Source organism: Oligoflexus tunisiensis, from assembly GCF_001748245.1.
Classification (GTDB): domain Bacteria; phylum Bdellovibrionota_B; class Oligoflexia; order Oligoflexales; family Oligoflexaceae; genus Oligoflexus; species Oligoflexus tunisiensis.
In genome coordinates, this window is sequence record NZ_BDFO01000001.1 from 6,241,207 (window position 1) to 6,266,484 (window position 25,278).

Sequence of the window (25,278 nt, forward strand, 5' to 3'; positions counted from 1 at the left end):
GTGTTTTAGAAACTGGAAGGATGCAACTGGCGCTTCCGAAAAGGAATCCGCATTGGTTTATGTGGTTGCTGTAATTTCGATTATAGAGCGATAAGACTGTCTCTGTAAAGCGGCGGTCCGGTCTGCAGCGTTTAGAAATTTTAAGGATTTTCCGCGGAATTCTTAGGGTTGTTTACCTTAATCCTGGGTTTTCCAAAGAGTGATCGAAATTGGTATTTGCGAAAAAAAGCTTTAAAAAACATAGCCCGCAAAGAGTTGCGTCTGAATCAAATTAAAATGTGTATGCATTCCGGCGAAGGTGGGATTCCAATAACTGCTGCTCCAATGCGCACCGAAATGAAAAGGTTTGTGCGCGCTGATCAAATTCAAAAAAATCGGCGGATTTTTGTTCCCCATGGTGAATGAATTAAAGGATTCTCCACCGAGATTCTGTTCAAGATAGAGAGTATTGGAAAAAGGCAAACCAAGACAAAGCTGAGCGATGTGCTGCGTGAATGAGCAGGCATAAACCACGACCACAGTCCAGGCGAGCTGGATGTCCTCCGCGGCTGCGAAAGGCGACTGGGTCTTCGCATGCGAGCGACCGCTGAGGTTGTCGATATCAAGCGAGAGCATCCAGCCGATGCCGCCGGCCCAGGACACGTGATCACCAGCCTGCCCGAAGTCATCGGGAATCAACTTCAAGGTCAGGCCTCCTCCCTGCAGAGTTTTATCAGCAAAGAGGTTGCCGCTGGTATGGTACATACCGGCCTTCACACCCAGCATGAGGCCCAATGTTCCTTCTTCTGCGTGCACACTGTGGAAACTGATGACGAGCAGGAGACCAGGTATCATACGCATGCGCCTATCCTTTCATACAAGGAATCCTGACTATTGTGCGACATCATGACTGTTGTTGGCAATTCCCTTGCTCCGCCTGCCCCCATCGTGTAGTCACAGGAAAACAGGAATCCACGTGCAAGGAAATCGAGCCCCATGAATGAATGCCCCAAAATCATTTCACGTCTCTATTGCGCTTCCTTAAGCCTGGCCCTTCTGACCTTTGGACCGTTGGCGTGTACATCCGTTCCCAAAAGTGAAAGCCCACAGCTTGTGTCCGAGCCTTCCCTGAATCCAGCGGACCAGGCTTTTGCCAAACTCAGTCAGACCTTTATTGAAGAATACCTGGCCCTCGCCCCTGTGATGGCCAGCTCACTGGGTGATCATCGGCGTGATGCCGAATGGGGGGATTTCAGCCAGGCGGGCGAGGCGCGCCGCCAGGCCTTCTATCAAAAATACCATGAGATCCTGAAGGCCACCGATAAACAGCAGCTGAGTTCCGACTATCAGGTGGATGCAGCCGTACTGACCAATGAAGTTGAAGCCCGTCTCTTCGAAATGGAAAGCCTGGCTCCGTTCCGTTATTCCGCGATGGCCTACGTCGGTGTCCTGAGCCTTGGCCTGGACACTCTGATTTCCCATGAATATGGAACGCCGGCCGCCCGGGCTGCGGCTCTGACGAAACGCCTGCAGGGGGTGGAGACGATCGTGGCGGCGGCCCGGGAACGTCTGGAAAATCCCACGAGGCTGGATACGCAGACAGCCATCCTGCAAACAGACGGTTTGCTCGAACTTTGTCAGAGCGGAATCAAGCCTTTGGTGGAAGGGGTCCCGGATCAGGCCAGGGCCTTGAATCAGGCGGCGTCCTCGGCCCGGACGGCTTTGCAGGATTTCAAGACCTTCCTGGAAAAGGAGGTCCTGCCACGCAGCAACCGTGACTTCCGTTTGGGCAAGGAGCTTTACGCCCGCAAGATGCAGTATGATCTGGCCGATAGCATTCGACCGGAGGCGCTTGCCAAGGCCGCACGGGACGCTCTGGATCGCACGCTGGCGGATATGTATCAGGTCGCCCTCCAGCTGAGCCCGGAGATGCTGGGCAAACCCGCCCGGGTCAGCAAGGATCCCAGGGAGCAGAGAAAACTCGTGCGCGCGGTGCTCGATCGCATGGCCCTGGAACAGCCGACCGATGACACCCTGTTTCAGGACGCTGAAGGGGCCATTGAAACGGCGACGGCCTTCATCCGGCAGAAGGAGATCCTCACGATTCCGGATGAAACGTGCAAGGTCATCAAAATGCCTGCCTTCAACGCCGGATTCGCGGGGGCCTACAGTCAGTCCTCAGGTCCTTTCGATGAAAATTTTGAAAACTTCGTCGCCATTGAGCCCCCTTCGGCCACCGAACGGGATTCGTTTTATCGCGAATACAATAAGAGCATGCTCATCGAGTTGATGCTGCATGAGGCGGTGCCGGGCCACTGTCTGCAGGCGATGCACGCGGTGAAAACCAAACATCCTTTGCGGGCCATTTTTGGCAACGGCCCCTATGCGGAAGGCTGGGCCATGTATAGCGAGGAGGTCATGGCACGCCATGGCTTCGGCGGCCCGCGCATCCGGATTGTGCAGCTCAAACTTCTGGCCCGCGCGATTGCCAATACGCTTTTGGATTACGGTGTGCACACGCAGAATATGAGTGAGGACGAAGCCATGCGTCTTCTTATGGAAGAGACCTATCAGGAACGGGCCGAAGCAGCCGGCAAATGGCGGCGCGTGCAGCTTTCCAGTGTGCAGCTCACGACCTATTTCTACGGCTATCAGCAGTTTGCAGCCATGCGGGCGGTTGCGGAAAAACAGCCAGGATTCCAGGAAAAGGCCTTCCATGATCAACTGCTCGGTTCCGGAGCACCCCCGCTGAAACTTCTGCGGGCCCGTTACGGCATTTGATATCAGCCGTCCTCGCGGTCGCCGATCCAGCTGATGCTATTGAGGTCGACGGCGGCGAGGATATTCCACATCAGTTCACTGCAGGGACCCTGAAATTTTTTCCGCTTCCGCATCAGATAGATCGGTATGGAAAAATCCGTATAAGGCTCCACATTGAGCGCCAGCAGACGTCCCGTCTGCAGATCCTCATCGACCAGACTCAGGGGCATCAGACCCCAGCCGAGCCCACCCAGGAGCAGATGCCGCTTGCTGGCAAAGTCGCTGACACTCCAGGTGACGGCGCCTTCCATCACGCCCGCGCGCACATCCCGGGTGGCTGCATCCGTGCTGGGCAGAATCACCTGCGTGTGCGTGCGCAGATCGGTTTCCTTCAGGCGTTTTTTCTCGGCTGCCAGTGGATGACCGGGTGCGCAAACGGGCAGCAGACGAACCTGACCCAGAGCATGTTTCTCAAGTCCCTCGATGCCTGGCTTGTTCGGCATGAGTTCGGAGATGGCGAGATCCGCCTGATCGTCCTGCACTTTGATCTGAGCGGCCAGAACTTCGACGCGAAGGTTGAGCGTAAGATGCGGCTTCCGTAAACCCACATCCTTGAGAGCGGGAATGACCGGACCCAAGGGAACGATGGCGCTCATGGCCAGGTTCACGAAGGGTTCATCGCCCTGTTTCAGCTGCCGCGCGAGTTCCGTGATTTCCTCGGTTCCCGCCAGCACCCGCTGGGCTTTGAGCAGAACGGCCTCACCGGCCGGCGTCAGGGTTGGACGATACTGATCGCGGCAGAGTAGTTCCACGCCCAGCTCGTCCTCGAGATTTTTGATGGCATAGGAGATGGCGGACTGGGCCCGATGCAGGGCTCCGGCGGCTGCTCGAAAACTGCCGGTTTCTGCAATCTTGCTGAGCACGAGCAGTTGATCGAGTGTCACCGGCTTTTCCCTTATTCAAACAGATCCTTGACGATGATGCTGACCGGACAGTGATCCGAACCCATCACATCAGGGAGGATGGAGGCGGCGACCAGGTGTTCCCGCAGAACACCGGACACGCAGAAGTAATCGATTCTCCAGCCGACATTGCGGGCCCGGGCGTTGGTGCGATAACTCCACCAGGTGTAATTCTTCGGTTCCTGGTTGAAATGCCGGAATGTATCGACAAAGCCGGCCGCCACGATATTGTCAAAACCCTGCCGCTCCTCGGGGGTGAAGCCTGCGCATTTCACATTGGCCTTCGGATTCGCCAGATCGATTTCCTTGTGGGCGACGTTCAAATCCCCGCAAAAAATCACCGGCTTTTTGTGTTCCAGGGATTTCACATAGGCGAGGAAATCCCGGTCCCATTGTTCGGTGCGATAGGAGAGGCGCCGCAGATCATCCTGAGCGTTCGGCGTATAGACGGTCACCACGAAGACCCTGTCAAATTCCAGAGTGATGACCCGGCCTTCCTTGTCATGATGATCGAGCCCCAGACCGTATTTCACATCAAGGGGACGGTAGCGGGTATAGATCGCCGTTCCGGAATAGCCTTTTTTCTCGGCTGCATTCCAGAAGATTTCATAACCCGGGAAGTCGACCTCAATCTGATCCTGGGTGGCTTTGACTTCCTGCAGGCACAGGATATCGGGCATTTCCCTTTCGAAAAACTCGATGAAGCCTTTTTTCAGAATCGCCCGCAGTCCATTCACATTCCACGAAATAAGCTTGGTCGTACTCACGCGTCTCAACCCTTCCCGAACATCGCTGGCGCAAGGTCACGAGCCTTGTTCAAGGCCAGCTTCAGACCGTCCAGTTTATCACCACCGGCCTGGGCCATATCCGCCTTGCCACCGCCGCGACCGTTGATTTCGGGGGCGAGTTTTTGCAGAAGTTCCTGCGACGAGAAACCCGTCGGCACCTGCTTGCCTTTGGCCACGAGGAGGAAGGCCTTGTTCACGCTGTCCTGTCTCATGCCCAGCACAACGACCGTGTTGGGAGCCTTCTGCAGAATCTGATCGCTCAGATCACGCAGGGTCTTCACGCCCTGATCATCCTCGGGGCAAAGGAAGGTCACCACGCGGGTGTCCTGCACCATCGGGGACTCCTCCAGAATCGTATCGATCTGCTGGGCCAGGGCCTGCGCGCGCAATTTTTCGATCTGTTTTTTCAAATCGCGTTCACTCTGCAGAAGCTTATCGATTTTGCTCGTCACATCCTCAAGGCTGGCGGCCTTGAGTTTATTGCGCACCACACGGCTTTCCTGCTCGCGGGATTTCAGATATTCAAAGGCCTTTTGCGAGGTATAAGCCGTGATACGACGCACACCGGCGGCAATCGAGGATTCCTGGGCGATCACAAACAGGTTGATCTCGGCCGTATTATCAACATGGGTTCCGCCGCAAAGTTCGGTCGAGAATTCCCCGACCCGGACCACGCGCACCCGATCGCCATATTTTTCGCCGAAGAAGGCGATGGCTCCGGCGGCGACCGCCTCCTCCTTTTCCATTTCATCCTTGCGAACTTCCTGCTCGCTGAAGATGCGATCGTTGATCAGCCCTTCGATTTCCGTCAGCTCAGCTTCGGTCAGGGCCTGGAAGTGGCTGAAGTCAAAACGCAGAAGATCGCTCGTGACGAGTGAGCCCGCCTGCTTCACATGCGTGCCGAGAACCTTCCGCAGCGCCCAGTGCAGCATATGCGTGGCCGTATGGTTGCGCGCCGTCAGATTCCGCAGCTGCTGATCGGTTTCCTGCTGATAGGATTCGCCGATGGTCAGCATGCCTTTGTGGGGTTTGATATGAACGACGACCAGACCTTCGGCCGGTTTCAGTACGTCGATCACTTCGCCCTCAAAACCATGACCGCTCACGCGTCCCCTGTCACCGGCCTGTCCCCCGCTTTCCGCATAGAAAGGTGTTTCGTCAAAAACGGCCTCCAGAATGACATCCGGCGAAGCCATCGCCGCCGTTTCCAAGCGGGTTTTTTCCTGACCATGCCTTTGCAGAATGGCCAGGCAACGGCCATGGGCCTGCAGCGCATCATAACCGACAAACTTGATCTGGACGTTGCGCTCCGCCAGTTCCTGGGCGATATCCTCATAATAGTGATCGACAGTCGCTTCCCCGGCACCTTTCCAGTGGGCGCGCGACTGCGATTTTTGCTTTTCCATGGCTTTTTCAAAAGCCGCTTCATCGACCGTCAGGCCATTCTCCTGACAGATCACGCGCGTCAGGTCCACCGGGAAGCCGAAGGTATCGTAGAGTTTGAAGGCCACGTCACCCGACAGTTTACCGCTGGCCTTGGCTTGGGCCATCTCTTCATCCAAAAGGGCCAGGCCGCGTTCCAGAGTCTTGAAGAATTGTTCCTCTTCCGCCTGCACCGCACGCGAGATAAAGGCGGCTTTTTCCCTGATATCGGGATAGGCGTCCGCCATCTGCTCGATCACGAAACCGCAGACCTTGTGGAGGAAGGGTTTATCCAGCCCGATTTTCTTTCCATAGCGGATGGCCCTGCGGATGATGCGCCGCAGAACATAGCCACGGCCTTCGTTGGCAGGCATCACACCATCGGTGATCAAAAAGGTGGTGGCGCGGGCGTGGTCGGCGATCACACGGTAAGGAAAGTTGTCCTTGGCCTTGGGATCATAGGTCTGGCCCACCATGCCGGCGATCTTTTGCAGGATCTCCAGAAAGCTATCGATCTCGTAGTTCGTTTCCGTTTTTTGCAGAATCGAAGCAATACGCTCGAGCCCCATCCCGGTATCGACCGAAGGCTTCGGCAGAGGATGCAGATTGCCCTCGGCATCCCGGTTATACTGCATGAAAACCAGGTTCCAGAATTCCATAAAGCGGTCGCAATCGCAGCCCATGGCGCACTCAGGTCGGCCGCAGCCGTGGGCCGCGCCACGGTCGACAAAGATTTCACTGCAAGGACCGCAGGGGCCGGTTTCACCCATCGACCAGAAGTTATCCTTCTCGTCGAAGCGGTAGATCCGTTCCTTGGGAACACCGATCTGCTTTTCCCAAATTTTCGCCGCCTCATCATCCTCACGGAAGACGGTGACGTAAAGTTTATCGGTTGGAAGCTGCAGTTCCTGGGTAATGAAATCCCAGGCGAAACGAATCGCATCGGTCTTGAAATAATCACCGAAGGAAAAGTTGCCGAGCATTTCAAAGAACGTATGGTGACGGGCCGTGTACCCGACGTTTTCAAGGTCGTTATGTTTGCCGCCGGCACGCACGCACTTTTGCACGGACGCTGCGCGGGTGTAGGGACGTTTATCCTTGCCGAGAAATACATCCTTGAATTGAACCATACCCGCATTGGTGAAGAGCAGCGTTGGGTCGTTATGGGGAACCAGCGAGGAGCTTTCCACAACGGCATGGCCGTTTTTTTCGAAGAATTTGAGAAATCGGGAACGAATTTCGGCTACTTTCATGCGTATATACCTATGGATGTCTTACACCGTCAATACGGATCGGCCGTTGACAAGAGAAGTCAGTGTAATCCGGAATGAGCTTGTGATCAATCGCGGGGCGGGAGGTGAAGTAGGTAATCGGACTCCGCGGAAAACAGCTCAAATTTGCGCTGTTCCATTTCGTCGTCACTCAGGCCGCGGTCGTCGGTGATGGCCGCCATGATTCCCACTTCCGTGGAACTGGCTGAAGGATCATCGTTGTAGTGATCGAAGTAGGTATGAGCCAATTCATGATAAACGACCTGCCGGAGCATATGGCGTCCGCGCAGGCGATGGCGATCCGGGGTTGTCGTGGGATCAACGATGTAAATATGATAGGCCCGTTCCCCGTCGTAGCATTCCACCCGACGGTTCAAACCCATACGCATCGTATCATTCTGCAGTTCACCCGCACCGAGCGGCACCAGAACCAGAGTCCGGATCTGAGCCAGCCGCGCGAGGGGATAATGATGAGGGCCAAGGGTTTGCGCATCCGTCGCGTAGTCGTCGAGCAGGCTCTGGAGTTGAGGGTCAATATTACGGGGCTTCCGGCAGTCTTCATCCGGCCCGTTAAAGGTCTCCCGCAGCTCGCCTTCAAGCCGCGAGAACTGATCCCTTTGCGTGCCACGGCACGCAAGGCCAGAGACGACAAGAAACAGCAATAAAATCCGACCATGCAGACGCATCGTTCAACCTTTTGCGTTGGGATAGGGACCTGTTTTTTTATCGGCTCGGCTTGTCTAAAACTCAAGAAAGCCGGGATAGCCCCATGAATAGGGCAGGATGCAGTGGGTAAATAAATGGCGTTCGGATCCCGACGCGGAGGATTCCAGACCATTCTTGTCCCCCGATGGAAAGAGGAGTAGCATGCGAGGCCTTGGGGATACCTTCATGCGGAGGGCTGAGGATGCTTCGTTTCCTACTGATACTGGGACTCCTGCTGATGACCTGTCGCAGCTGGGCCGCCGCTCCGCAGCGAATTGTGTCGGCTTCGGTGGGAACCGATGAAATCCTGTTTGAGATCCTGAGCCGGCGGCACGAACTGCATCGTCTGGTTGCCGTTTCGATCTTTTCTGAGAATAAAAATTACAGCCATCTGGAAAAAATTCCGGCTTCGATCAAGGGTCGGGTGGGAGACAGCCTGGAAGCCCTGGTGGCATTAAAGCCGGATCTGGCCATCCTTGCGAGCTACAATCGCCAGGAGATCCAGCATCAATTGAAACGCGCCGGCGTGCAGGTGATCACGCAGGAAAACTTTCGCAGCCTCGCCGATATTCAGGACAATATCCACATGATCGGTCGGGTCACAGGCACGGTCAAGGAAGCGGAAGCCCTTGTTCAGGAGATGCAAAAGACCCTGGCCGCCGCCCGGACCCGGAGTGCCTGCCCCAAGGGTGACCCTACGTTTCTGCAGTATTCCGGCTATGATACGGTTCCCGGAGCTGACACCATCATTCACGATGCCGCCGCGCATGCCGGTTTTATTAATCTGGCGGCGCGTCTCAAGCTCAGTGGCTGGGCGCAGTTGAGTCAGGAGGTGCTGGCGACACTTGATCCCGATTTCGTCGTGACCGCCGGGGATCCCGCGCAGAAGAAAGACATTCAGTCGCAACTTCTGAAAAGGCCGGCCTGGCAGAATCTCAGAGCCGTCAAGGCGGGCCGTTTGATCATCATTCCAGAGCGGCAGCTCTATTCCGTCTCCCACCATGTGACCAAACTGGTCCAGACCCTGGCCGGGGCACGGCGCTGTTCCTGATTAATCATTGACATGTCTTTCGTGCATAGGTAATTCTTCATGATCGGTTCGCGCTATCTCAGCGCGCCTGGCACGCGAGGCACCCACATCCATGCACCTTGTTTACGTCGACTTCGATGGAACACTCGTCAAGTCCAACTCCCTGCATTATCTGGTTGCCGTGCACCAGCATCAGCTGGCAAGCCAGCGGTCCCTGGCGTCGCTGATCCGTTGGGGTTTGGCCTGGATTGCGCTTCCCCTCATATTGATTCTGCATAAGGTGTCCGAATCGGCCCGTGATGCCGTGACCTATCGCCTTTATCGAGGCCTCACCCGGGCCGATATCGCGGCCGGTGCCGCAGCGTTCTGGCAGAAAAAACAGAGCCACGTTTTTCACAACCACGCGATTGCCCTTCTGCATGAGCTGGCCGCTCAAGGCCATCGGATCGTGCTCGTCTCCGGAAGTCTGCAGGAAGTGATTCAGCCTGCGATGCGAGTCTGCGGTCTGGAGCCCTTGATCGAGACCTATCTCACCGCCTCGCTGCAATATAATGCCCAAGGGCAATGTCAGTGCATCGAGGGGCAGGCCAATATTCAGGCCCAGAAGGTAAACAGGATTCAGGCCTATGAAAGCGCGGCGGGTCTGACGCCCACGGCACGACTGGCGATCACCGACTCTCTGTCTGACCTCCCGCTTTTGAACTTCTGCGATGATGCCGTTGTGATTGAACCGAAAGCCGATCTGCAGAAGGAAGCGCTGCGCCGCCAATGGAAAATACTCCGCGAATCACAGGCCTCCCAGGGCCCGGGTCGCTCTCCCAACAAACTCTGACACCTGGAGATCACACATGAAAATGAATCCCATTGAGGGCCGTATCAAGGATTTTGACCGCAGCAGTCTTGTGGTGGCTCTGCTCTGCAACCTGACCTATGTGCTGCTGGCCCCTTTCCTTTTGCTGGCCTGCCGCCTGGGACCCAAGGCCCGCTTTGCCTCGCACCTGACCGGCCGTTTTGTGGCAAAACATTTCTCACGCCTGATCATCGCCAGCCACCGCGGGATGCGTTTTTCGCGGAACATCGCTATCGATGCGCTGCCGAACCAGTATATTATCGTGGCCAATCACTTGAGCCGCATGGACCTCATCTATACCGTCTCCCTGTTCTCCCGTCCGACCTACATTGGCAAAGTTGAACTGAAGCGATCGCTCCTCGGTCTGGCCACGATTCTGAGTGGCAGCATCTTTGTGAAGCGCGAGGAAAAGGATAGCCGCAAGGCCGCTCTCAACGCCTTGCGTGCCAAGGCTAGCGAAGGTCATGCCCTCGGTTTATTCCCGGAAGGGGCTTCCAACAAAACGGACGGTGAACCCATGGAATTCAAATTGGGCGCCTTTATCATTGCGCAGGAATTCAAGCTGCCGATGGCCCTGACCGCCATTCATGATTATCCAGCCTGGGACGGCAAGCGTGAGGTCGGCATCGAAGTCTTCGATGTTTTGTACCCGGATCAGTTTGCAAGCGCAGAAGCCATGCGCGATACTGCCTTTGAACGCATCAGAGCACGTTTGGAAGCACGACGTCTAACCGTGGAAGCTGCCTTTATGCAGGCCGCCTCGGGTGCCTCCAAGGCTACTGCCTGGGCTTTGCAGAATTCCGTCACTCACTAAATCTGTCGGCGAGCGGATCCGGCGGCTCCCTGCGCTTTTTGGTCTTCGCCCAGGCGCGGGCGCCGGGGGATTTTTTCAGCTCGCGCTTGCACGATTTGCAGACATCCTCAAGACGGCCCGTCTTGAGGCTGACAAAAAATTCCCGCTCATCCTTTTCAAGATCGCAGTTTCTGCACACTTTCTGCAAAGTCACCTCCTCCTGCCCTGGACTGATTCAAAGGCCAGCCCCGTGAAAAGACAAGACCTGGTTTTCCCATCAGTCAGGAAGGGCAGGAAGGGCTGGACAAGGCTGCTTTCCCGACGCAAATTAGCCCCCACGTTTTTGAGTCCTATAAGGAGAGGCCATGAGCCAGAACCCTCAGGAAGAACTGCGGCAAAAACTTGCGGCCGAGATTGATAGCGCGCCCTGGTCGGCCCTTGTGCGTCACTTTGCATTTGGGCGTGTGTATGTCGTCCGACCCCCTTGGGACCTTCTGGACGCGGCGCTGGCCTTGCATCACGATGCGACCGAATTGGTAAAGGAGGCCATCCGTCAAAAACAACTGGAGCAGCCTTCCGCCGAGGAAGCTGAATCCTGGCACAGAGCGAACGCGAGCTTTGACATGCTGGTGATCAGCCCCTTCATCCTGATTCAGACCAGGGAAAATCGCCAGGTCTGACCGCTGCGACTGCTTCGTGGGTGAGATTGGGAATTGTCATCGCGTCCGCGCAGCGAAACACTAGCAGCCTAGGAAGGATGGCGGGCGCATCGGAATACTCTGAAAAATTCTTTTCCCTGTGCCCGACCTGCGACAAAGTCCCAACCTGGGCGTATTTTTCAGTTTATTTGTGTACACTCAACCAGCGGGCAGCCCTAAGCATACGATACCAAAACGTTTTTCCAGCGGAATTCGCCACCAGGATTGGTTAAATTATCTGTTCAGGATGATGACTGATCTTCACAAGGAGCGCGGCTGATGCACGGGGATCCCAACAGGCAGAAGAAGCGAGGTGATGTGGCTCTCAGACTTGTTCCGAACGAGGAACAGGAGGTGACCCTGCACATCAGTCTCTCCGATATCGAACCCCAGATCTGGCGCCGGCTGCAGGTCAGCGATGCGATCAACCTGCATGAACTGCACCTGATCATCCAGGGCGCCTTCGGCTGGAAGAACAGTCACCTGCACAGTTTCATCGTCAAGCAGGGCGAGGTCTATTCTTCACGGGCCGCCGCTTTTGATTTCGATGAAGCCGAGGAGGAAGGTGATAGTCGATCGGTGCAGCTGCGTGATCTCATCCACAGGCAAATCAAGAGTTTCCGCTATGTCTACGACATGGGCGATAACTGGATGCATAAAATCAAGATTGAACAGGTTCAGAACAAAACCCGCGAACACCTCCTTCCTGTCTGCACGGACGGCGCGCGGCACGGGCCGCCCGAGGACTGTGGCGGCTCGCTGGGTTACGAGGAATTGCTCGAAGCGCTTCAGGATTCACACCACCCGCAACACGCCGAAGCCCTGCGGAGCCTGACGCAGAGCTTTGACCCACAGCAGTTCAATCTACGTCAGGCCAACGCTCAAATTAAGAAAATGTTGGATGGAAATATGCGGTAATCTGTGCGAGATTCGGGGGTCTTACCCTCGCACAAAGGACCCTGCATGAAGGCAAAAAGTATCTTGAAACTGTTGGCGGGACTGGTTTTGATAGGTCTCGGCCTGGTTTTGACCCTTGCCTTTCGCATTCACAATTTCCCGCAGGTTGAAGCGTACTTTGAGGCTCCTGGGAACCGCAAAATCCAGAAGGATGAAGTCGGCCAGTGGCAGTATGTTCGCCAGCTTTATACGGAAATGGAAGCCACGGGCGAAGAATTCAAAGGCTGGGACGAAAGCCAGCAGGATAAGTGGAAATATGCCATTGCTTTCCTGGCCTACGGCATGCCGTCCATGGCCATGATCAAGCCCGACGAAGCCCCCATGGCGGCTTATTACCTTTCGGTGATGATCCACAAAATGAAAGCCAAAAAAGTCTGGAGTGACTGGCAGCGCCATGGTTTCGGCGACGATCCCATCTGCAAAGACAACCTTATGTACAAGGGCCACTTGAACCTGATGTACGGCCTCTATCAGCTGATGACCGGCTCCGACCGCTATGCGAAGGAATTCACCTGGCTCACGCAAAAAATTGTTGAGGAGATCGAGCAATCCAAGGAAGGCCCATACCGCGGCGTGGCCTGTGAACCCGACCGCTATTTCGTGCAATGCAATGCCGTCGGCCTGCTCAGCCTGGAAATTTATGATCGCATCTATGGAACACCCTACGCAAAGTACGAAGGCGCCGAGGTCATGCAATTCGTGCGGGAGCGCCTCATCGATCCGGAAACCGGCCTCTATCGTGAAGCCTATCATCCCTCCCATGACCTTGCGATTCCCTATCTGAGCGGCTCGACCAATGCCTGGACCATGGTCATGCTGCGACCCTTCGATAAGGAATACCAGGCGAAGATTTACCCGAAATGGAAGAAAATCTTCGTGCGCGAATACGGGCCTTTTGCAGCGGTGCGGGAGTCGCGCCACGGAGGTCCCTCACGCCTCGCGACTCTGTTTGGAATGCTGGCTGCCAAGGAATTTGGTGATCAGGAATTGTTCGGCAGGCTGCGCAATACGGTGGATCTCGGCGGCTTTTTGCATCAGGACACCGAGCGGGGCTATCTGAGATACGGCACCGCCAATAACACGATGCTGAACGGCCTGGTTTTGTCGTTCAAACTGCATGTCGGCTGGCAGAGAATACTGGATCACACCTGGCCACAGCCTGAAGCGCTGCCCCCTGTGCCGGAAATCAGTGCGATACAAGCCTTCGATCTTATGGAAACACGAACCTTTTAACCGCCTTCGGCTTCCACCACCCGTTGATGCTCCGGCTGCGGCTGGTGCACCAGGATTTTGTCCACGCGGCGGCCATCCATATCCACGACCTCGATACGCAGGTGATCGAGAAGAATCACATCGCCTTCGCGCGGAATACGGCCCATCTGCTTCATGATCAGACCGGCGATGGTCTGGATATCCTCGCCCTCGGTAAAGTGCGAGAAGTCGACTTCGAAGATCTCTTCAAACTCATGCACTGATGTCATGCCGTCGAGCAGTATCGAACCATCCTCGCGACGGCTCAACTTCGACTCGTTCGCCAGGGGACCGTGAGGCAGGGCTCCGACCAAAGCCTCCATCATGTCGATCATGGTCAGCATACCGGCCATGCCCCCGTATTCATCGATCACGATGGCGACGTGCGCCCCCTTTTCCTTGAAGCTTTCCAGCACATCCAGCACCGAAACGGATTCCGGCACCATCATGGGTTCCATCATGCACTGGCGGATGTCCCAGGTCTGGGGATTTTTCGCGATCGCATAGAGCATGCGCTTGGCCGATAACAAACCGACCAGGTTATCCACCTGGCCGTCATACACGGGAAAATAGGTGTGACGCGTTTCCATCACACGTTCCAGAATCTCATCCAGACTGTCACTGACATCGAAGCTTTCAATCTTGGTCCGCGGGGTCATGATATCACCCGCCGACAGGCTGCCGAGCCGCAGCGTGCGCTTGATGATGGTCTCCTCGCCCTGTTCAAAGATCCCGGCTTCCGTACCCTGCTCGACGAGGAGTTTGACTTCCTCTTCCGTCACCTGAGGTTCCTTGACCCGATCCAGACCGAGAATGCGCAGAAACCATTCCGTGGAAAAGGAGAGAAAGCGAACCGCCGGCCTGGAGATCGCCGACAAAAGACGAATGGAACGCGCCACGGAGGCCGCAGTTTGTTCCGGATTCGTCAGAGCCACGCGCTTGGGAACGAGTTCACCCAGAATCAGCGAAAAATACGAAGAGATCACCACGACCACGCCGAGGCCGATGCCATCAGCCCAGGGCGCAAGCAGGGGAATGTCGGATTCAATCCAGAAGGCCAGCTTTGCGGAAATGGTCGAGCCCCCGAAGGCACCGACCAGCACTCCGACCAGTGTAATGCCGACCTGGACCGAAGCGAGCAGATCCGAGGGCGCTTCAATGAGCGCAAGAGCCACGCGGGCTCCCACCTTGCCTTGATTGGCCAGGGTTTGGAGTCGCACCTTGTTCGAAGAAACGATGGCCATCTCGGACATGGCAAGAAAGGCGTTGAGCAGAATCAAGGCCAGGATAACCAGAACTTCGAACACGATGGAATCCAAAATCGATCTCCTCTTCCGTTATAAACCAAAACTCTGCAAAACACCGGCCAGGCACTGAACAGCCTGCCCACTGCCGCCAGCCTCACGCAGAGCACCGCGCTCGCCGTCCGTCCACGCATAAATATCCATATGCGAGAACGGATAGCCCTTGGCAAATTCCGCCAGAAACAGAGCCGCGGTGATGGCACCTCCGTAGGAGCCGGTTGCGCAGTGATTGATGTCCGCAACATTGGTTTCCAGACGCGGGCGATAACCATCAAAGAGTGGCATCCGCCACATCAGGTCGCCCCACTCCTGTGCGCGCTGGCTGATAACCTGGGCCAGCGCTTCGTCGGTGCTGAAGAAGCCGGCCACATCCGATCCCAAACCAATTTTGATCGCACCGGTCAGCGTTGCCACGACCATGATGGCCGCGGGCTTGTCGGCTCCGCTTTGGGAAGCGGCCACAGCCATCGCATCGGCCAGGATCAGGCGCCCTTCGGCATCGGTATTATGAATTTCAACCGTCATTCCATTCCTTGCCCGCAGGATATCGCCGGGTCGATAGGAGCGCCCGGAAACGGCATTTTCCGCCAACGGGATATAGACATCAAGCGGACGCGCAAAGCCACTGCGTGTCATCCAGTAGAGAGCGCCCACGGCTGCGGCCGCACCGCCCATGTCCTTTTTCATGAGGCGCATGCCAGCAGGATCCTTGAGATCAAGACCACCGCAGTCAAAAGTAATGCCTTTTCCGACCAGCGCCAGGGGGGCTTCCGTTTTGCCGTCCGGACGGTAACGCAGATGCACGAGGCGGGGCTTTTGCTCCGAGCCCTGACCGACGCCGAGCAGAAGACCCATGTTTTCCTTTTGCAGGCGGGCCTCATCCCAGATGTCGACGCTCATGCCAGGCGTCTCGCTAAAGAGATCGCGGATGGCGCCGGCAAATGTTTCAGGATTCAGAAGATTCGGCGGGGAATTCACCAGGTGACGCGCCACGTTCGTCCCCATGGCCAGCGCCTGGGCTTCCTCTTTCAGCTCGGCTTTCACCGCAAGGCCCAGGACGGGCAAAGCCGCCGGTTGAGCCGCCACGGCCTGCTTATAGGAATAGGCCGCCAGTTCCAGACCCACGAGGGCGCCGAGGATTTCCCGATCCTGACAGGATTCAAAGCGGACATTGATTTTCTGCGCTTTGAGCTTGCGCGCTTCCGAGACCGCACGCCCCACCAGATCACGCGCCTGACCATAGGCGCTGGGCGCCAGCAGGCCACCATCACGCTTCTGCGCTTCCGTGGGCGACTTCGGCCGCATCAGAATCACCGGTCTTTGCTGACCGCTGAGAACAAACAGTTCACCTTCATCAAAATTCGCCACACGATTTTGCCAGGCGGGTATCGTATCCTTGACGAAGCTCAGGCAACGGTCCTTGGGGACCTCACCACCGCAGTACACCAGTTCCACATCACTCTCATCCAAAGCGCTGACAGCTTGCGCCAGCCAACTCTTCATATTCCAACCCACGAGGCTGGTCACGGGACCGCTCTTGTTCTGATTCATTTATTGTTTGCTCCTGACTCACCAGACTGTAAAATGAAAGTCACCTAATTTAGCAGTTCATGGGGCGCTTGGTAACTCTCTTCACATGCCCGTCATGAAAGGCCAGGCACCCGATCCCGGCATTCATTTTGGTGTCTCATCTTAATCTTAACCCCATGATATAAATAGATTATTTTTGATCTGGACACAATCAGGATTTTTCCTGAAATTTCCTCTGATTAGTGATAGACATTTTTGGCCACGCTCTTATATTGAGGTTCCCAATAGCGAACACTGAGAGTGATGGCTCGCCAACAGGAGATTATATGCCAAAAGTACACATAACAACAGACAATCTCACGCTGGAAGTCAAAGACGGCTATGCGTTGATCGACATGTGCGAAGAGCACGATACGTCCATACTCTTCGGTTGCCGTGACGGCGCCTGTGGGGCCTGTATGGTCAAGATCATCGAGGGCGCGGACAACATCAGCCCGATCCAGGATGATGAGAAGGATTTCCTTGAAACCATGGCCGCTGAACCGAACGAACGCCTCGCCTGTCAGTGCAAAGTGTTCGGCGATGTGAAATTGGAAGTTTCCGAATAAGCAAGACAGTCCAGGGAGGATACTTGTGCCACGCCTTGCCTCCCTCGCTCGCCGTCGCGAAGCCGTCATCCAAATTCTGGAAAAATTGCGCGAGCAAAATCCTGATCCGCGTTGCGAACTGATCTATTTCACCGATTATCAGCTGCTGGTCTCGGTCGTGCTGTCCGCGCAGGCCACCGACAGGCAGGTGAACAAGGTGATGGAACCGCTTTACGCGCAGGGTTTTACGCCCGAGGTGATGCTCGGCTGGGGTGAGCAGGGATTTTTACAGCGCATTCGTTCGATCGGGCTCGCGCCCACGAAAGCGAAAAATGTCGCCAAACTTACAGCGATACTGATGGAGAAATATCAGGGTCGTGTGCCGCAGACCCGCGAGGAGCTGGAGGCTTTGCCGGGCGTCGGACGGAAAACGGCCAACGTGATTCTCGGCGAACTCCATCGCCATCCGACGCTCGCGGTCGATACGCACGTGTTTCGCGTGACCCAAAGGCTGGGTCTTCACGAGGAAAAAGCGGCAGAAAAAGCCGAAATGGTTCTGCTCGATCTGGTGCCGCCCTCGTATCTGCCGGCGGCCCATCACTGGTTTATTCTGCTGGGCCGTTATGTGTGCAAGGCTCGCGTGCCGGAATGCGAGCGCTGCGTTTTGAATCAGATCTGCCCCAGCTCAAGCGTCCGGCGTAGGCTCTAAGTCCCAGGGCCCCATCGGCTGGGTCAGGGTATTGATCCCGAGCTTGCGCAGTTCCCTGAGCAGGGCCAGAACCGGCAGACCGATAATGGTGGTATGATCGCCGTCCACCCAATCAAAAAGCTGCGCGCCCTTGTTTTCATACTGATAGCAGCCGGCGCAGCCTTCCCATTCGCGCGTGCGCAGATACGCTTCCAATTCATCGGATGTCAGCGTGCGCATGCCCAGAGTGGCTGTGATGACCTCCGAGGACAAAAGTTTCGGCGAAGGCCGATCGGCTTCGTAATACGCGAGACTGAAGGCACTGTGCAGACGATGCACCTGACCGGAGAATTCCCGCAAACGCAGCCGCGCTTCATCTTCATCCTCGGCCTTGCCAAAGGCCCGCCCCTGGAATTCCAGGACCTGGTCGGCGGCGATGACGATGGAATTCTCATGGACGATGCCCACACTCATGGCTTTGGCTTCAGCCCGCAAACGCGCGGTTTGCAAGGGGTCGGCACCTTCGATAGCATCTTCATCGCATTGCGGCGCGATTCCGAACACCTGGATCCCCGATTGCTCCAGCAAAACCCGCCGGAAACGCGAGGTCGAGGCTAAGACGAGACGATTGATCTTCAACGCTGGCTCCTATACAATGCGGCGACGCGGAAACGCCACTACGACATAGAAGGACGGATATGGAAACCAAGGATACCGCATCTCAATTGATCCCAGAAGAATTTTTAGCTCTGGCGAACGATCCCGGATCCTTGACCTCCAGGACCGCCGCACGCTTCGCTGTGAGCCCGCACAGTTTCATCAACTGGCGCTGGCAAATGAAGCATCAGGTGACGGATGCTGCGCAGGCCGCGTCCGTTCTGCAATTAAAGACCAGTGAAGAACGTGGTTTTTCGGAGCTGCAGAAGCTTTTCAATGCCGGCATCACGCCTTACTATATGGGATTGATGCTCCCCAAAATCGAAGCCGGTGAAGATGATTGCCCGATTCGCCTGCAGGCGCTGCCGCGGGTCGAGGAACTGAAAGATTCCCTCGGCGTGGCGGATCCTCTCTCAGAAGTTCCCCATTCGCCGGTTCGGGAAGTGGTGCATGTGTATCCGGATCGTGTGGCTTTCTGTGTGGCCCAGCTTTGTCCGGTTTACTGCCGCTATTGCTTTCGCAAAAGACGCGACGACGAAGTGGGCCTCCATTTCAACCGCACAATCCTTGATAACGGCATCCAGTATATCGCAAGCAATCCGGCCATCCGCGATGTTCTGATTACCGGTGGTGACGCATTCATGGCGTCGGATCAGGCCCTGGAGCAGCTCGTGCAGCGGATTCGAGCGATTCCTCATGTGGAAATCATTCGCTTTGGAACCCGTACTCCTGTGACGCTGCCTTATCGCGTGACGGCGAAACTGGCCCGTATGCTGGCTCAGTATCATCCGATTTATGTGAACACGCATTTCAACTGTGCCGAGGAAATTACGCCGGAAGCGGCCCAGGCGGTGGCCAATCTTGTGAATGCCGGCATCCCTGTGGGCAATCAGGCCGTGCTTCTGCGCGGCGTGAATGATTCCCCGGAACGCATGATGGCCCTCTGCCGTGGGCTTCTTCGGATTCGCGTGCGGCCTTACTATGTGTTTCATCCGCACGCTGTCGAAGGCACTGAGCATCTGCGCGTTTCGGTGCGCCGCGGCCTCGAGGTGATGAAATCGCTAAGGGGCAATATCACCGGTCTTGGCATTCCCACCTATGCGCTCGATACACCATCCGGCAAGGTGCCGATCAATCACAACTATGTGCTGGGTCACGACGGAGAGGATCTGATTTTGGAGACGATCCGGGGCGAAATCTGGCGCGAAGTGGGTGTCTTCCATTGAAGGACGCACGCCGCATAGCTGTCATCGGCAGCGGACCGGCCGGCCTCATGGCGACTGATGGACTCGCCAGCGCGGGTCATGCGGTGACTCTTTTTGAAAAGCGCAAAGGCCTCTCCTGGAAACTCTATATCGCCGGGGGATCGGGGCTGAATGTCAGCAACAGTCTGCCGCTCGATCTTTTTGCAAAGCATTACACGGGTCCGGCCGCGCATTGGCAGGACTGCCTGAAGGCCTTTGGACCTCAGGCCTGGCTGCAGTTTATCGAGGAAAAATTAGGCATCGGCACCTTTCTCGGCACAAGCCAACGTTATTTTGTGGAAACGATGCACGCAGCGCTTCTCGTGCGCAACTGGAAACGGCGCCTCGAAGGGCTCGGGGTGACGATCACGCTGAATACACCGATCACGGATTTTCGCCGTGCGGCAGCAGGCTGGGAGCTTTGGCGAGAGGAGCAAAGTCAGGGCACCTTCGATGCTCTGGTTTTTGCGCTCGGTGGCGGCAGCTATGAGCCGGCGGAGAGCCTGGCCTGGCCGGCGATGTTTACGAGCAAAGGCCTTGTTTTTAAGCCTTTTGAGCCCTCCAATACCGGTTTTGAAGTGGCATGGCCCGCCGCCTTTCTTCAGGAAGCGGAAGGCCAGCCGATCAAGAATATCCGTCTCATCTCCGCACGCGGCGAACGCAAGGGTGATCTTGTCATCACACAGTATGGACTGGAAGGAACGCCGATATACTTTGCCGGCATGAGCGGCCTTGTGCATCTGGATCTCAAGCCGGATCTGACCGAGGAACAGATCGTTCAGCGCCTGCAAAAGACTCGGGAAAATCTTTCACCCATGCGGCGCGCTCAAAAATTTTTGCAGCTGAGTCCAGGCAGCAAGGCTTTGCTCTTTCATAAGGCGCCGGCCGCCGCGATCCGGGATGTGCCGGGGCTCGCGCATGTGATCAAAAATTTTCCGCTGGAACTGGAGCGGCCGCGCCCTTTGAGTGAGTCGATCTCAGCCTCGGGTGGCCTCGCCTGGGAGAATTTCGACGAAAATCTGATGCTGAAATCCCTGCCGGGAGTTTACTGTGCCGGAGAAATGCTCGACTGGGACGCCCCAACCGGCGGCTTTTTGATCCAGGCCTGCGTCGCGCAGGGTCATTGGATCAGCGACCATCTATCCTTTGGCTGAGCACACGATCTCCAGCATTTTCAAAGCTTCCATCCAGGCCTCATGCGCCGTCTCACGCGACTCCTCGTCGGCGAGCGAAGGCCCTTCCTCGGTCACAAGCAACTCAACAATACGCGGTGCCACTTCTGCAAAGTTGACGGTGACCAGGGTTTCCACTTTGGTGCCAGGCGCCATCGGGCCTTCATAGACCCAGGTTTGGACCAGGAGATGCGCGGGCTCCAGCTGTTTGTATTCCCCCGTGACCACATGCAGCTCCTTGGGATTGTCCTCGGCACGTGTTTCAAAGCGGAATTGACCCCCGACCTTGGCATCCACCACGGCGCGCTCCGGTCCCCAACGCTGCAGGAGTTGCGGCGTGATCCAGGCGGCAAAGACCTCCTGAATCGGAGCGTGGATCGTATACCTGACTGTCAAAGCATTCGTGGAGCTTGCCATGTTCGATCACCTTGTCCTGACAACGAAAAAGCCTGTTCCTTCCATGATACATTGTGATTCCTTCATGGACAAAACAAGTCTTCTGTGCCAATCAAGGAGGATGCGAAAAACTAACCTTGCAGAGGAAGGAAGGCTGTGCCATCCCAATTGTCCCTGTATGAAAATTGTAACAGGTGGTGGACAGCCGGCTTGCTGCTCATGGCTTCCCAGGCCACCGCCATGAATCTTGAAACTTTGCCAACAGACAAGGCCGCACATTTCGGGTTATCCTCTGTCGCAGTCGAGGCGACCATGAAAACCTGTCAGGCCATGGAGGGAAGTTCCGGGATTTCTCCAGCCTGTCGTGGCTGGTCATCAGGCTTCGTGCTCACTGCTGGCCTGCTCAAGGAAATTTCGGATCGGCAGCGCGGACGTGAATTCGACCAGCAGGATCTTGTGGCCAACGTTTTAGGCGTTATCACAGGGAACCTTCTGCAGTGGAATTTTTGAACGCGTTCGGAATTCCGAAGATTATCGGAGAGCATCTGTTATGAACTTCTTCAACACCGAACACTTCATGCCTCACGGTCAATGCTACCTCTGGCGTCATGATATCCTCTGGCTGAATGTCCTCTCTGACCTTTTCATCGGTGTCGCGTACCTTGCCATTCCCTGGCTGCTTATCAGCCTGGTCCGCAAGCGCCGCGATCTCCGTTTCAATTGGATCTTCGTGCTTTTTGCCATGTTCATCACCGTGTGTGGCCTCACGCATGCCATGGGTGTCATCACGGTCTGGATGCCTTATTATGCTTTCCAGGGCCTGGTTAAAGCCGCCACCGCCATCATTTCCGTCACCACAGCCGTGGCTCTTTATTATCTGATGCCCAAAGCGCTGGCCTTTCCCAGCATCGATCAACTCGAGCAGGCGGAGCAGCGTTACCGCACGATCCTGCATTCCGCGATGGATGCTTTTGTTGCGGTCGATGCCGAAGGCCGCATCACCTTCTGCAACCGGCAAATGGTGCTCCTGACGGGCTGGGAGGAGGAGGAATTGATCGGCTCCTCATTCATCGAGAAATTCATACCGGCCCGTTTACAAAACAGCCAGGAAAGTCCCAGGGATTTTTTTCTGAAGCTCGATCGGATGAATATCCTCTTGAAAAATGGCCAGGAAATCCCCACCGACATCAATGCGACGCCGGCCGAGTCGGGTCATGATCATTCGTTTGGAATCTTTATCCACGATGCCAGTGAACACCTCCTGGCGGAAGCCCTGCGGGAAACTCAGCTCGAAGTCACCAAGGCTCTGGTGGATGCGAAGGCCATTGATGAAGCCTTGCATCGTTTTATTCAAATCACCTGCAGCCGGATGGGCTGGGAATTCGCCGCAATCTGGAGCGGACAGGGCGCAACCCAGACCTTCACGCTCCAGGATACCTGGCGAGCCGAGGATTCTGTGATTCGGGACTTTGCCGCAGCCTATGCGAGGCGCAAGGAACCCATACTGCCTTCTCACGCCGAAGTCCTGGTGCAGGCCATGGCTGTGCCTGGCTCCCTGCTTGCCCATCAATTGCAACTGCGCATCGACGTGGGTCCTGATCGCGTGTACCTGACTGAATTTCTCACATCGCATCCGCGGGCCCTGGATAAAAAAATCCGTGAGGTTCTGCAGGATCTCACGAATCGGCTCGCTCTTTTTGTCAAACGTCAGCAGGCCGAGGAAAAAACCCGGATCAGCGAGGAGCGTTATCGCGAGCTGGTGGATTCGGTCAAGGACTATGGGATTTTCCTGCTCGATGCGCAGGGCTGTATTTTAAGCTGGAACCGTGGCGCCGAGCGACTCACAGGCTATACGGCCCCTGAAGTGCTCGGGCGCCATGTGTCGATTTTTTATCCGGCCGAAGCCAATGAACAGGGGACCTCAACCCGCGAACTGGAAATTGCCCGAACGGTGGGCAAGTTTGAAGAGGAAGGCTGGCGTCTGCGCAAGGATCGTTCGCGCTTCTATGCGACCGTGATCATCACCCCTATCTATGATAGTCAGGAACAGGTTCAGGGTTATTCCATCATCACCCGCGACATCACCAACCGCTGGCGGGCGGATGAAAAGCAGCTCCTTTTGCAGCAGGAATTGAAACGTCAGGTGGCCGAACAAACCGAGGAGCTGCGGCACAGCGCCAATCAAATCCGAACCATCACCGACGCCCTGCCGGATGCCATTGTTTATTTCGATCGGCAGCAGAACGTCCTCTTTGCCAATGACACCTGGCTGCAGTGGCAATGCCTGGGACGGGAGGCCGTGCACGGCCGTTCGGTTCAGGATGTCCTGGGTTCCGAGGTTCAACAGAAAATGCAGCCCCTGTTTGCCGGCACGCCCGAACAAAAGCTGTCCTTCGAAATCGAGCTGTCCTGTCACGACCGCCCCCGTCTTTGCCATGTGATCTGCATTCCGGACTTGAGCCATGGGTCCGGTCTCCTGCGCGGCGTCATTACCGTGCTGGCCGACATCACCGATCAGCGTTCCTACGAGGAAAACCTGCGGATTGCCAAGGAAGCGGCGGATGCCGCCAATGCCGCGAAAAGTGCCTTCCTGGCGAACATGTCCCATGAAATCCGCACCCCGCTTGGTGCCATCCTCGGCTACTCCGAGCTGCTGGCGAGCCAGGGGGTCAGCACCTCGGAACGTTTGAATTATGTGAATGCTCTGAAGCGCAATGGCGAGCTTCTTTCCAACATCATCAATGATGTGCTCGATCTGTCCAAGGTTGAAGCCGGAAAACTCGACTTTGAACGGCAGGAGGTGCCCATCGAGGAGATTCTGACCGACATCACCACGCTGCTGCATCTGCAGGCTGTGGAAAAAGGGATCAGTCTGATCGTTTCCGCGGAAGGACCGATTCCCGCGTCCATTGAAACCGATCCCCTGCGTCTCAGGCAAATTCTGATGAATATCGTCGGCAATGCCTTGAAATTCACCGAGCGAGGTTCGATTGAAGTCAAAGTCAAGACAGTGGCCAAACCAGACGGATCCACAAAGCTGGCCTTTATCGTGACCGATACCGGTCCCGGCATCAGTCCCGATCAGGCCAGCAAACTCTTCAAACCCTTCAGCCAGGCGGATGTTTCCACCACCCGTAAATTTGGGGGAACCGGACTGGGGCTGACCCTTTCCAAAAAACTGGCGGCTGGACTCGGCGGGGATTTGGAACTCACACAAAGCACGCCCGGGGTCGGCAGCACCTTTACCATTACGATTGATCCGGGCCGCACGAGCAAGGTCCTCTTTCAAAGTTCACAGAACAACCTGCAGCGTTCCCCCTCGAAACCCAAGGCGGCCGCCAGCACGCGCATTGATGGCCTCAAGGTGCTGCTGGTCGAAGACTCAATGGATAATCAGATTGTGGTGCAGCGCTTTTTGAAAATGGCTGGCTGTGGGGCAGACCTCGCCAACAACGGGCGCGAGGCCATCGAGAAGATTCACAGCCGGGATTATGATGTGGTGCTGATGGATATCCAGATGCCGGTGATGGACGGCTTTGAAGCCGTGGCGGAGCTGCGGCGCGAGGGTTATCAGCTGCCCGTGATTGCGCTGACCGCCCATGCCTTAAAGGAACAAAGGCTGCAATGCCTCGAGGCAGGCTTTACCAATCACATCACCAAACCCGTCAATCGCGATGCGCTGATCTCGATGCTGGCTCCCTATGCGCCGCACCGGGAGTCTCAGCCGGGCGGACAAAGCTGAGCGGTGAGCTGACGGATTTTCTCAATGTAAGGGACCGCCTCGTCCTTGCCCTCATTCATGATTTCGACATCCTGCACCAGCTGCTCCATTTGATTGCAGCAGGAGTTGATGCCATCGCGATCCGTGCGGGTGCCGACCTTGCGAATATATTCCAAATCCTCTTCCACCAGTTGAACAGTATCGGCACCCATGGCCCGAACAGCCTGCGTGACATCATCCAGCTCCAGTGCTGTCGGGCAGCGGGCGCCGGGACCACGACGAATCAAAACCTCGTAGGCTCCAGGAGTCACAAGGTTAGGGGTATTTTGAAGGGCTGGTGAAGGGGGAATAGGGTCGTTGGGCTCGGGAGCCGGTTCTGGCGCGACCGGTACCGCGGCCGCAGGTTCAGGCGCCTCCCGGTGAACGGTTTTACAGGCCACGAACAAAAATCCGGACATGATCGCGATGCGACGGAAACTCATGTGTGGATCCTCCTCACCTGAGTATAACTGA

Annotated in this window: 24 protein-coding genes; 13 read left to right on the top strand and 11 right to left on the bottom strand. The window is 56.1% G+C overall.

Annotated elements, in window-relative coordinates; all coding sequences use genetic code 11:
* Positions 1-231: 231 nt before the first annotated feature.
* Positions 232-840, bottom strand: coding sequence for a hypothetical protein (locus OLTU_RS25860; RefSeq protein ID WP_141735623.1), 609 nt, complete (start codon positions 838-840; stop codon positions 232-234).
* A 135-nt stretch (positions 841-975) separates the two neighbouring features.
* Here OLTU_RS25860 and OLTU_RS25865 point away from each other — a divergent pair, with 135 nt between their 5' ends.
* Complete coding sequence (locus OLTU_RS25865) at positions 976-2,760, top strand: DUF885 domain-containing protein (RefSeq protein ID WP_141735624.1); 1,785 nt, start codon at positions 976-978, stop codon at positions 2,758-2,760.
* A 2-nt stretch (positions 2,761-2,762) separates the two neighbouring features.
* Here OLTU_RS25865 and OLTU_RS25870 read toward each other — a convergent pair whose 3' ends face one another.
* The 4 genes from OLTU_RS25870 to OLTU_RS25885 all read right to left on the bottom strand — a co-directional run bounded on the left by OLTU_RS25870 (position 2,763) and on the right by OLTU_RS25885 (position 7,868).
* On the bottom strand, positions 2,763-3,683 hold the full coding sequence (locus OLTU_RS25870) for a LysR family transcriptional regulator (protein ID WP_141735625.1): 921 nt from the start codon (positions 3,681-3,683) through the stop codon (positions 2,763-2,765).
* Positions 3,684-3,694: 11 nt separating this feature from the next.
* Positions 3,695-4,468, bottom strand: a complete 774-nt coding sequence (locus tag OLTU_RS25875) for an exodeoxyribonuclease III (RefSeq protein ID WP_141735626.1) — start codon at positions 4,466-4,468, stop codon at positions 3,695-3,697.
* Positions 4,469-4,473: 5 nt separating this feature from the next.
* On the bottom strand, positions 4,474-7,164 hold the full coding sequence (gene alaS, locus OLTU_RS25880; protein ID WP_141735627.1) for an alanine--tRNA ligase: 2,691 nt from the start codon (positions 7,162-7,164) through the stop codon (positions 4,474-4,476).
* Between the two features lie 86 nt (positions 7,165-7,250).
* A complete protein-coding gene (locus OLTU_RS25885) occupies positions 7,251-7,868 on the bottom strand; it encodes a hypothetical protein (protein ID WP_141735628.1) in 618 nt (205 codons plus the stop codon).
* Between the two features lie 221 nt (positions 7,869-8,089).
* Here OLTU_RS25885 and OLTU_RS25890 point away from each other — a divergent pair, with 221 nt between their 5' ends.
* The 3 genes from OLTU_RS25890 (at position 8,090) to OLTU_RS25900 (ending at position 10,581) form a co-directional block, all read left to right on the top strand.
* The gene (locus OLTU_RS25890) at positions 8,090-8,938 is read left to right on the top strand and encodes an ABC transporter substrate-binding protein (RefSeq protein WP_176736969.1); all 849 of its coding nucleotides are present in this window, start codon (positions 8,090-8,092) and stop codon (positions 8,936-8,938) included.
* A gap of 91 nt (positions 8,939-9,029) precedes the next feature.
* The gene (locus OLTU_RS25895) at positions 9,030-9,749 is read left to right on the top strand and encodes an HAD family hydrolase (RefSeq protein ID WP_141735630.1); all 720 of its coding nucleotides are present in this window, start codon (positions 9,030-9,032) and stop codon (positions 9,747-9,749) included.
* Positions 9,750-9,765: 16 nt separating this feature from the next.
* Complete coding sequence (locus OLTU_RS25900; protein ID WP_141735631.1) at positions 9,766-10,581, top strand: lysophospholipid acyltransferase family protein; 816 nt, start codon at positions 9,766-9,768, stop codon at positions 10,579-10,581.
* Here OLTU_RS25900 and OLTU_RS25905 read toward each other — a convergent pair.
* Complete coding sequence (locus OLTU_RS25905) at positions 10,571-10,768, bottom strand: hypothetical protein (RefSeq protein ID WP_141735632.1); 198 nt, start codon at positions 10,766-10,768, stop codon at positions 10,571-10,573. The genes OLTU_RS25900 and OLTU_RS25905 overlap by 11 nt on opposite strands.
* A gap of 157 nt (positions 10,769-10,925) precedes the next feature.
* On the opposite strand from OLTU_RS25905, the gene OLTU_RS25910 reads away from it, so the two are divergent.
* The 3 genes from OLTU_RS25910 (at position 10,926) to OLTU_RS25920 (ending at position 13,448) form a co-directional block, all read left to right on the top strand.
* Positions 10,926-11,240 (top strand): DUF2288 family protein, encoded by a 315-nt coding sequence (locus tag OLTU_RS25910; protein ID WP_141735633.1) that lies wholly within the window; start codon positions 10,926-10,928, stop codon positions 11,238-11,240.
* A gap of 297 nt (positions 11,241-11,537) precedes the next feature.
* Positions 11,538-12,176, top strand: coding sequence for a plasmid pRiA4b ORF-3 family protein (locus tag OLTU_RS25915; RefSeq protein ID WP_141735634.1), 639 nt, complete (start codon positions 11,538-11,540; stop codon positions 12,174-12,176).
* A gap of 45 nt (positions 12,177-12,221) precedes the next feature.
* Positions 12,222-13,448 carry a linalool dehydratase/isomerase domain-containing protein gene (locus OLTU_RS25920; protein WP_141735635.1) on the top strand — a complete coding sequence of 409 codons (1,227 nt, stop codon included), beginning with the start codon at positions 12,222-12,224 and terminating at the stop codon, positions 13,446-13,448.
* On the opposite strand, the gene OLTU_RS25925 is transcribed toward OLTU_RS25920, so the two are convergent.
* Complete coding sequence (locus OLTU_RS25925) at positions 13,445-14,785, bottom strand: hemolysin family protein (RefSeq protein ID WP_141735636.1); 1,341 nt, start codon at positions 14,783-14,785, stop codon at positions 13,445-13,447. The two genes, OLTU_RS25920 and OLTU_RS25925, sit on opposite strands and share 4 nt — an antisense overlap.
* Before the next feature lie 18 nt (positions 14,786-14,803).
* Positions 14,804-16,321 carry a leucyl aminopeptidase family protein gene (locus OLTU_RS25930; RefSeq protein ID WP_141735637.1) on the bottom strand — a complete coding sequence of 506 codons (1,518 nt, stop codon included), beginning with the start codon at positions 16,319-16,321 and terminating at the stop codon, positions 14,804-14,806.
* 305 nt (positions 16,322-16,626) lie between these two features.
* Here OLTU_RS25930 and OLTU_RS25935 point away from each other — a divergent pair, with 305 nt between their 5' ends.
* Together OLTU_RS25935 and nth are read left to right on the top strand one after the other, a co-directional pair.
* A complete protein-coding gene (locus tag OLTU_RS25935; protein WP_141735638.1) occupies positions 16,627-16,908 on the top strand; it encodes a 2Fe-2S iron-sulfur cluster-binding protein in 282 nt (93 codons plus the stop codon).
* 25 nt (positions 16,909-16,933) lie between these two features.
* Positions 16,934-17,596: an endonuclease III gene (nth, locus tag OLTU_RS25940; RefSeq protein ID WP_141735639.1), complete on the top strand. Its 663-nt coding sequence runs from the start codon at positions 16,934-16,936 to the stop codon at positions 17,594-17,596.
* Here the strand turns inward: nth and OLTU_RS25945 are convergent.
* Complete coding sequence (locus OLTU_RS25945; RefSeq protein WP_141735640.1) at positions 17,573-18,214, bottom strand: Maf family protein; 642 nt, start codon at positions 18,212-18,214, stop codon at positions 17,573-17,575. The two genes, nth and OLTU_RS25945, sit on opposite strands and share 24 nt — an antisense overlap.
* A 59-nt stretch (positions 18,215-18,273) precedes the next feature.
* Between OLTU_RS25945 and OLTU_RS25950 the strand changes: the two genes are divergently transcribed.
* Positions 18,274-19,458 (top strand): KamA family radical SAM protein, encoded by a 1,185-nt coding sequence (locus OLTU_RS25950; protein WP_141735641.1) that lies wholly within the window; start codon positions 18,274-18,276, stop codon positions 19,456-19,458.
* Entirely contained in the window at positions 19,455-20,630 is a 1,176-nt protein-coding gene (locus tag OLTU_RS25955) for a TIGR03862 family flavoprotein (protein WP_141735642.1), read from the top strand. Before OLTU_RS25950 ends, OLTU_RS25955 begins: the two co-directional genes overlap by 4 nt.
* Here the strand turns inward: OLTU_RS25955 and OLTU_RS25960 are convergent.
* The gene (locus OLTU_RS25960) at positions 20,616-21,065 is read right to left on the bottom strand and encodes an SRPBCC family protein (protein WP_141735643.1); all 450 of its coding nucleotides are present in this window, start codon (positions 21,063-21,065) and stop codon (positions 20,616-20,618) included. The genes OLTU_RS25955 and OLTU_RS25960 overlap by 15 nt on opposite strands.
* A gap of 189 nt (positions 21,066-21,254) precedes the next feature.
* On the opposite strand from OLTU_RS25960, the gene OLTU_RS25965 reads away from it, so the two are divergent.
* Positions 21,255-21,554 (top strand): YfiM family lipoprotein, encoded by a 300-nt coding sequence (locus OLTU_RS25965; protein WP_141735644.1) that lies wholly within the window; start codon positions 21,255-21,257, stop codon positions 21,552-21,554.
* Between the two features lie 40 nt (positions 21,555-21,594).
* On the top strand, positions 21,595-24,786 hold the full coding sequence (locus tag OLTU_RS25970; RefSeq protein ID WP_141735645.1) for a PAS domain S-box protein: 3,192 nt from the start codon (positions 21,595-21,597) through the stop codon (positions 24,784-24,786).
* Here the strand turns inward: OLTU_RS25970 and OLTU_RS25975 are convergent.
* A complete protein-coding gene (locus tag OLTU_RS25975; protein WP_141735646.1) occupies positions 24,765-25,247 on the bottom strand; it encodes a hypothetical protein in 483 nt (160 codons plus the stop codon). The two genes, OLTU_RS25970 and OLTU_RS25975, sit on opposite strands and share 22 nt — an antisense overlap.
* Between the last annotated feature and the right edge of the window lie 31 nt (positions 25,248-25,278).

Excerpts from the sequence above, each read along its gene's own strand:
- OLTU_RS25970 (WP_141735645.1), top strand. The coding sequence starts at position 21,595 with ATGAACTTCTTCAACACCGAACACTTCATGCCTCACGGTCAATGCTAC.
- OLTU_RS25930 (WP_141735637.1), bottom strand. The coding sequence starts at position 16,321 with ATGAATCAGAACAAGAGCGGTCCCGTGACCAGCCTCGTGGGTTGGAAT.
- OLTU_RS25915 (WP_141735634.1), top strand. The coding sequence starts at position 11,538 with ATGCACGGGGATCCCAACAGGCAGAAGAAGCGAGGTGATGTGGCTCTC.
- OLTU_RS25890 (WP_176736969.1), top strand. The coding sequence starts at position 8,090 with ATGCTTCGTTTCCTACTGATACTGGGACTCCTGCTGATGACCTGTCGC.
- OLTU_RS25950 (WP_141735641.1), top strand. The coding sequence starts at position 18,274 with ATGGAAACCAAGGATACCGCATCTCAATTGATCCCAGAAGAATTTTTA.
- OLTU_RS25865 (WP_141735624.1), top strand. The coding sequence starts at position 976 with ATGAATGAATGCCCCAAAATCATTTCACGTCTCTATTGCGCTTCCTTA.
- OLTU_RS25860 (WP_141735623.1), bottom strand. The coding sequence starts at position 840 with ATGCGTATGATACCTGGTCTCCTGCTCGTCATCAGTTTCCACAGTGTG.
- OLTU_RS25935 (WP_141735638.1), top strand. The coding sequence starts at position 16,627 with ATGCCAAAAGTACACATAACAACAGACAATCTCACGCTGGAAGTCAAA.
- OLTU_RS25900 (WP_141735631.1), top strand. The coding sequence starts at position 9,766 with ATGAAAATGAATCCCATTGAGGGCCGTATCAAGGATTTTGACCGCAGC.
- OLTU_RS25885 (WP_141735628.1), bottom strand. The coding sequence starts at position 7,868 with ATGCGTCTGCATGGTCGGATTTTATTGCTGTTTCTTGTCGTCTCTGGC.
- OLTU_RS25960 (WP_141735643.1), bottom strand. The coding sequence starts at position 21,065 with ATGGCAAGCTCCACGAATGCTTTGACAGTCAGGTATACGATCCACGCT.
- OLTU_RS25920 (WP_141735635.1), top strand. The coding sequence starts at position 12,222 with ATGAAGGCAAAAAGTATCTTGAAACTGTTGGCGGGACTGGTTTTGATA.
- OLTU_RS25895 (WP_141735630.1), top strand. The coding sequence starts at position 9,030 with ATGCACCTTGTTTACGTCGACTTCGATGGAACACTCGTCAAGTCCAAC.
- OLTU_RS25910 (WP_141735633.1), top strand. The coding sequence starts at position 10,926 with ATGAGCCAGAACCCTCAGGAAGAACTGCGGCAAAAACTTGCGGCCGAG.
- OLTU_RS25975 (WP_141735646.1), bottom strand. The coding sequence starts at position 25,247 with ATGAGTTTCCGTCGCATCGCGATCATGTCCGGATTTTTGTTCGTGGCC.
- alaS (WP_141735627.1), bottom strand. The coding sequence starts at position 7,164 with ATGAAAGTAGCCGAAATTCGTTCCCGATTTCTCAAATTCTTCGAAAAA.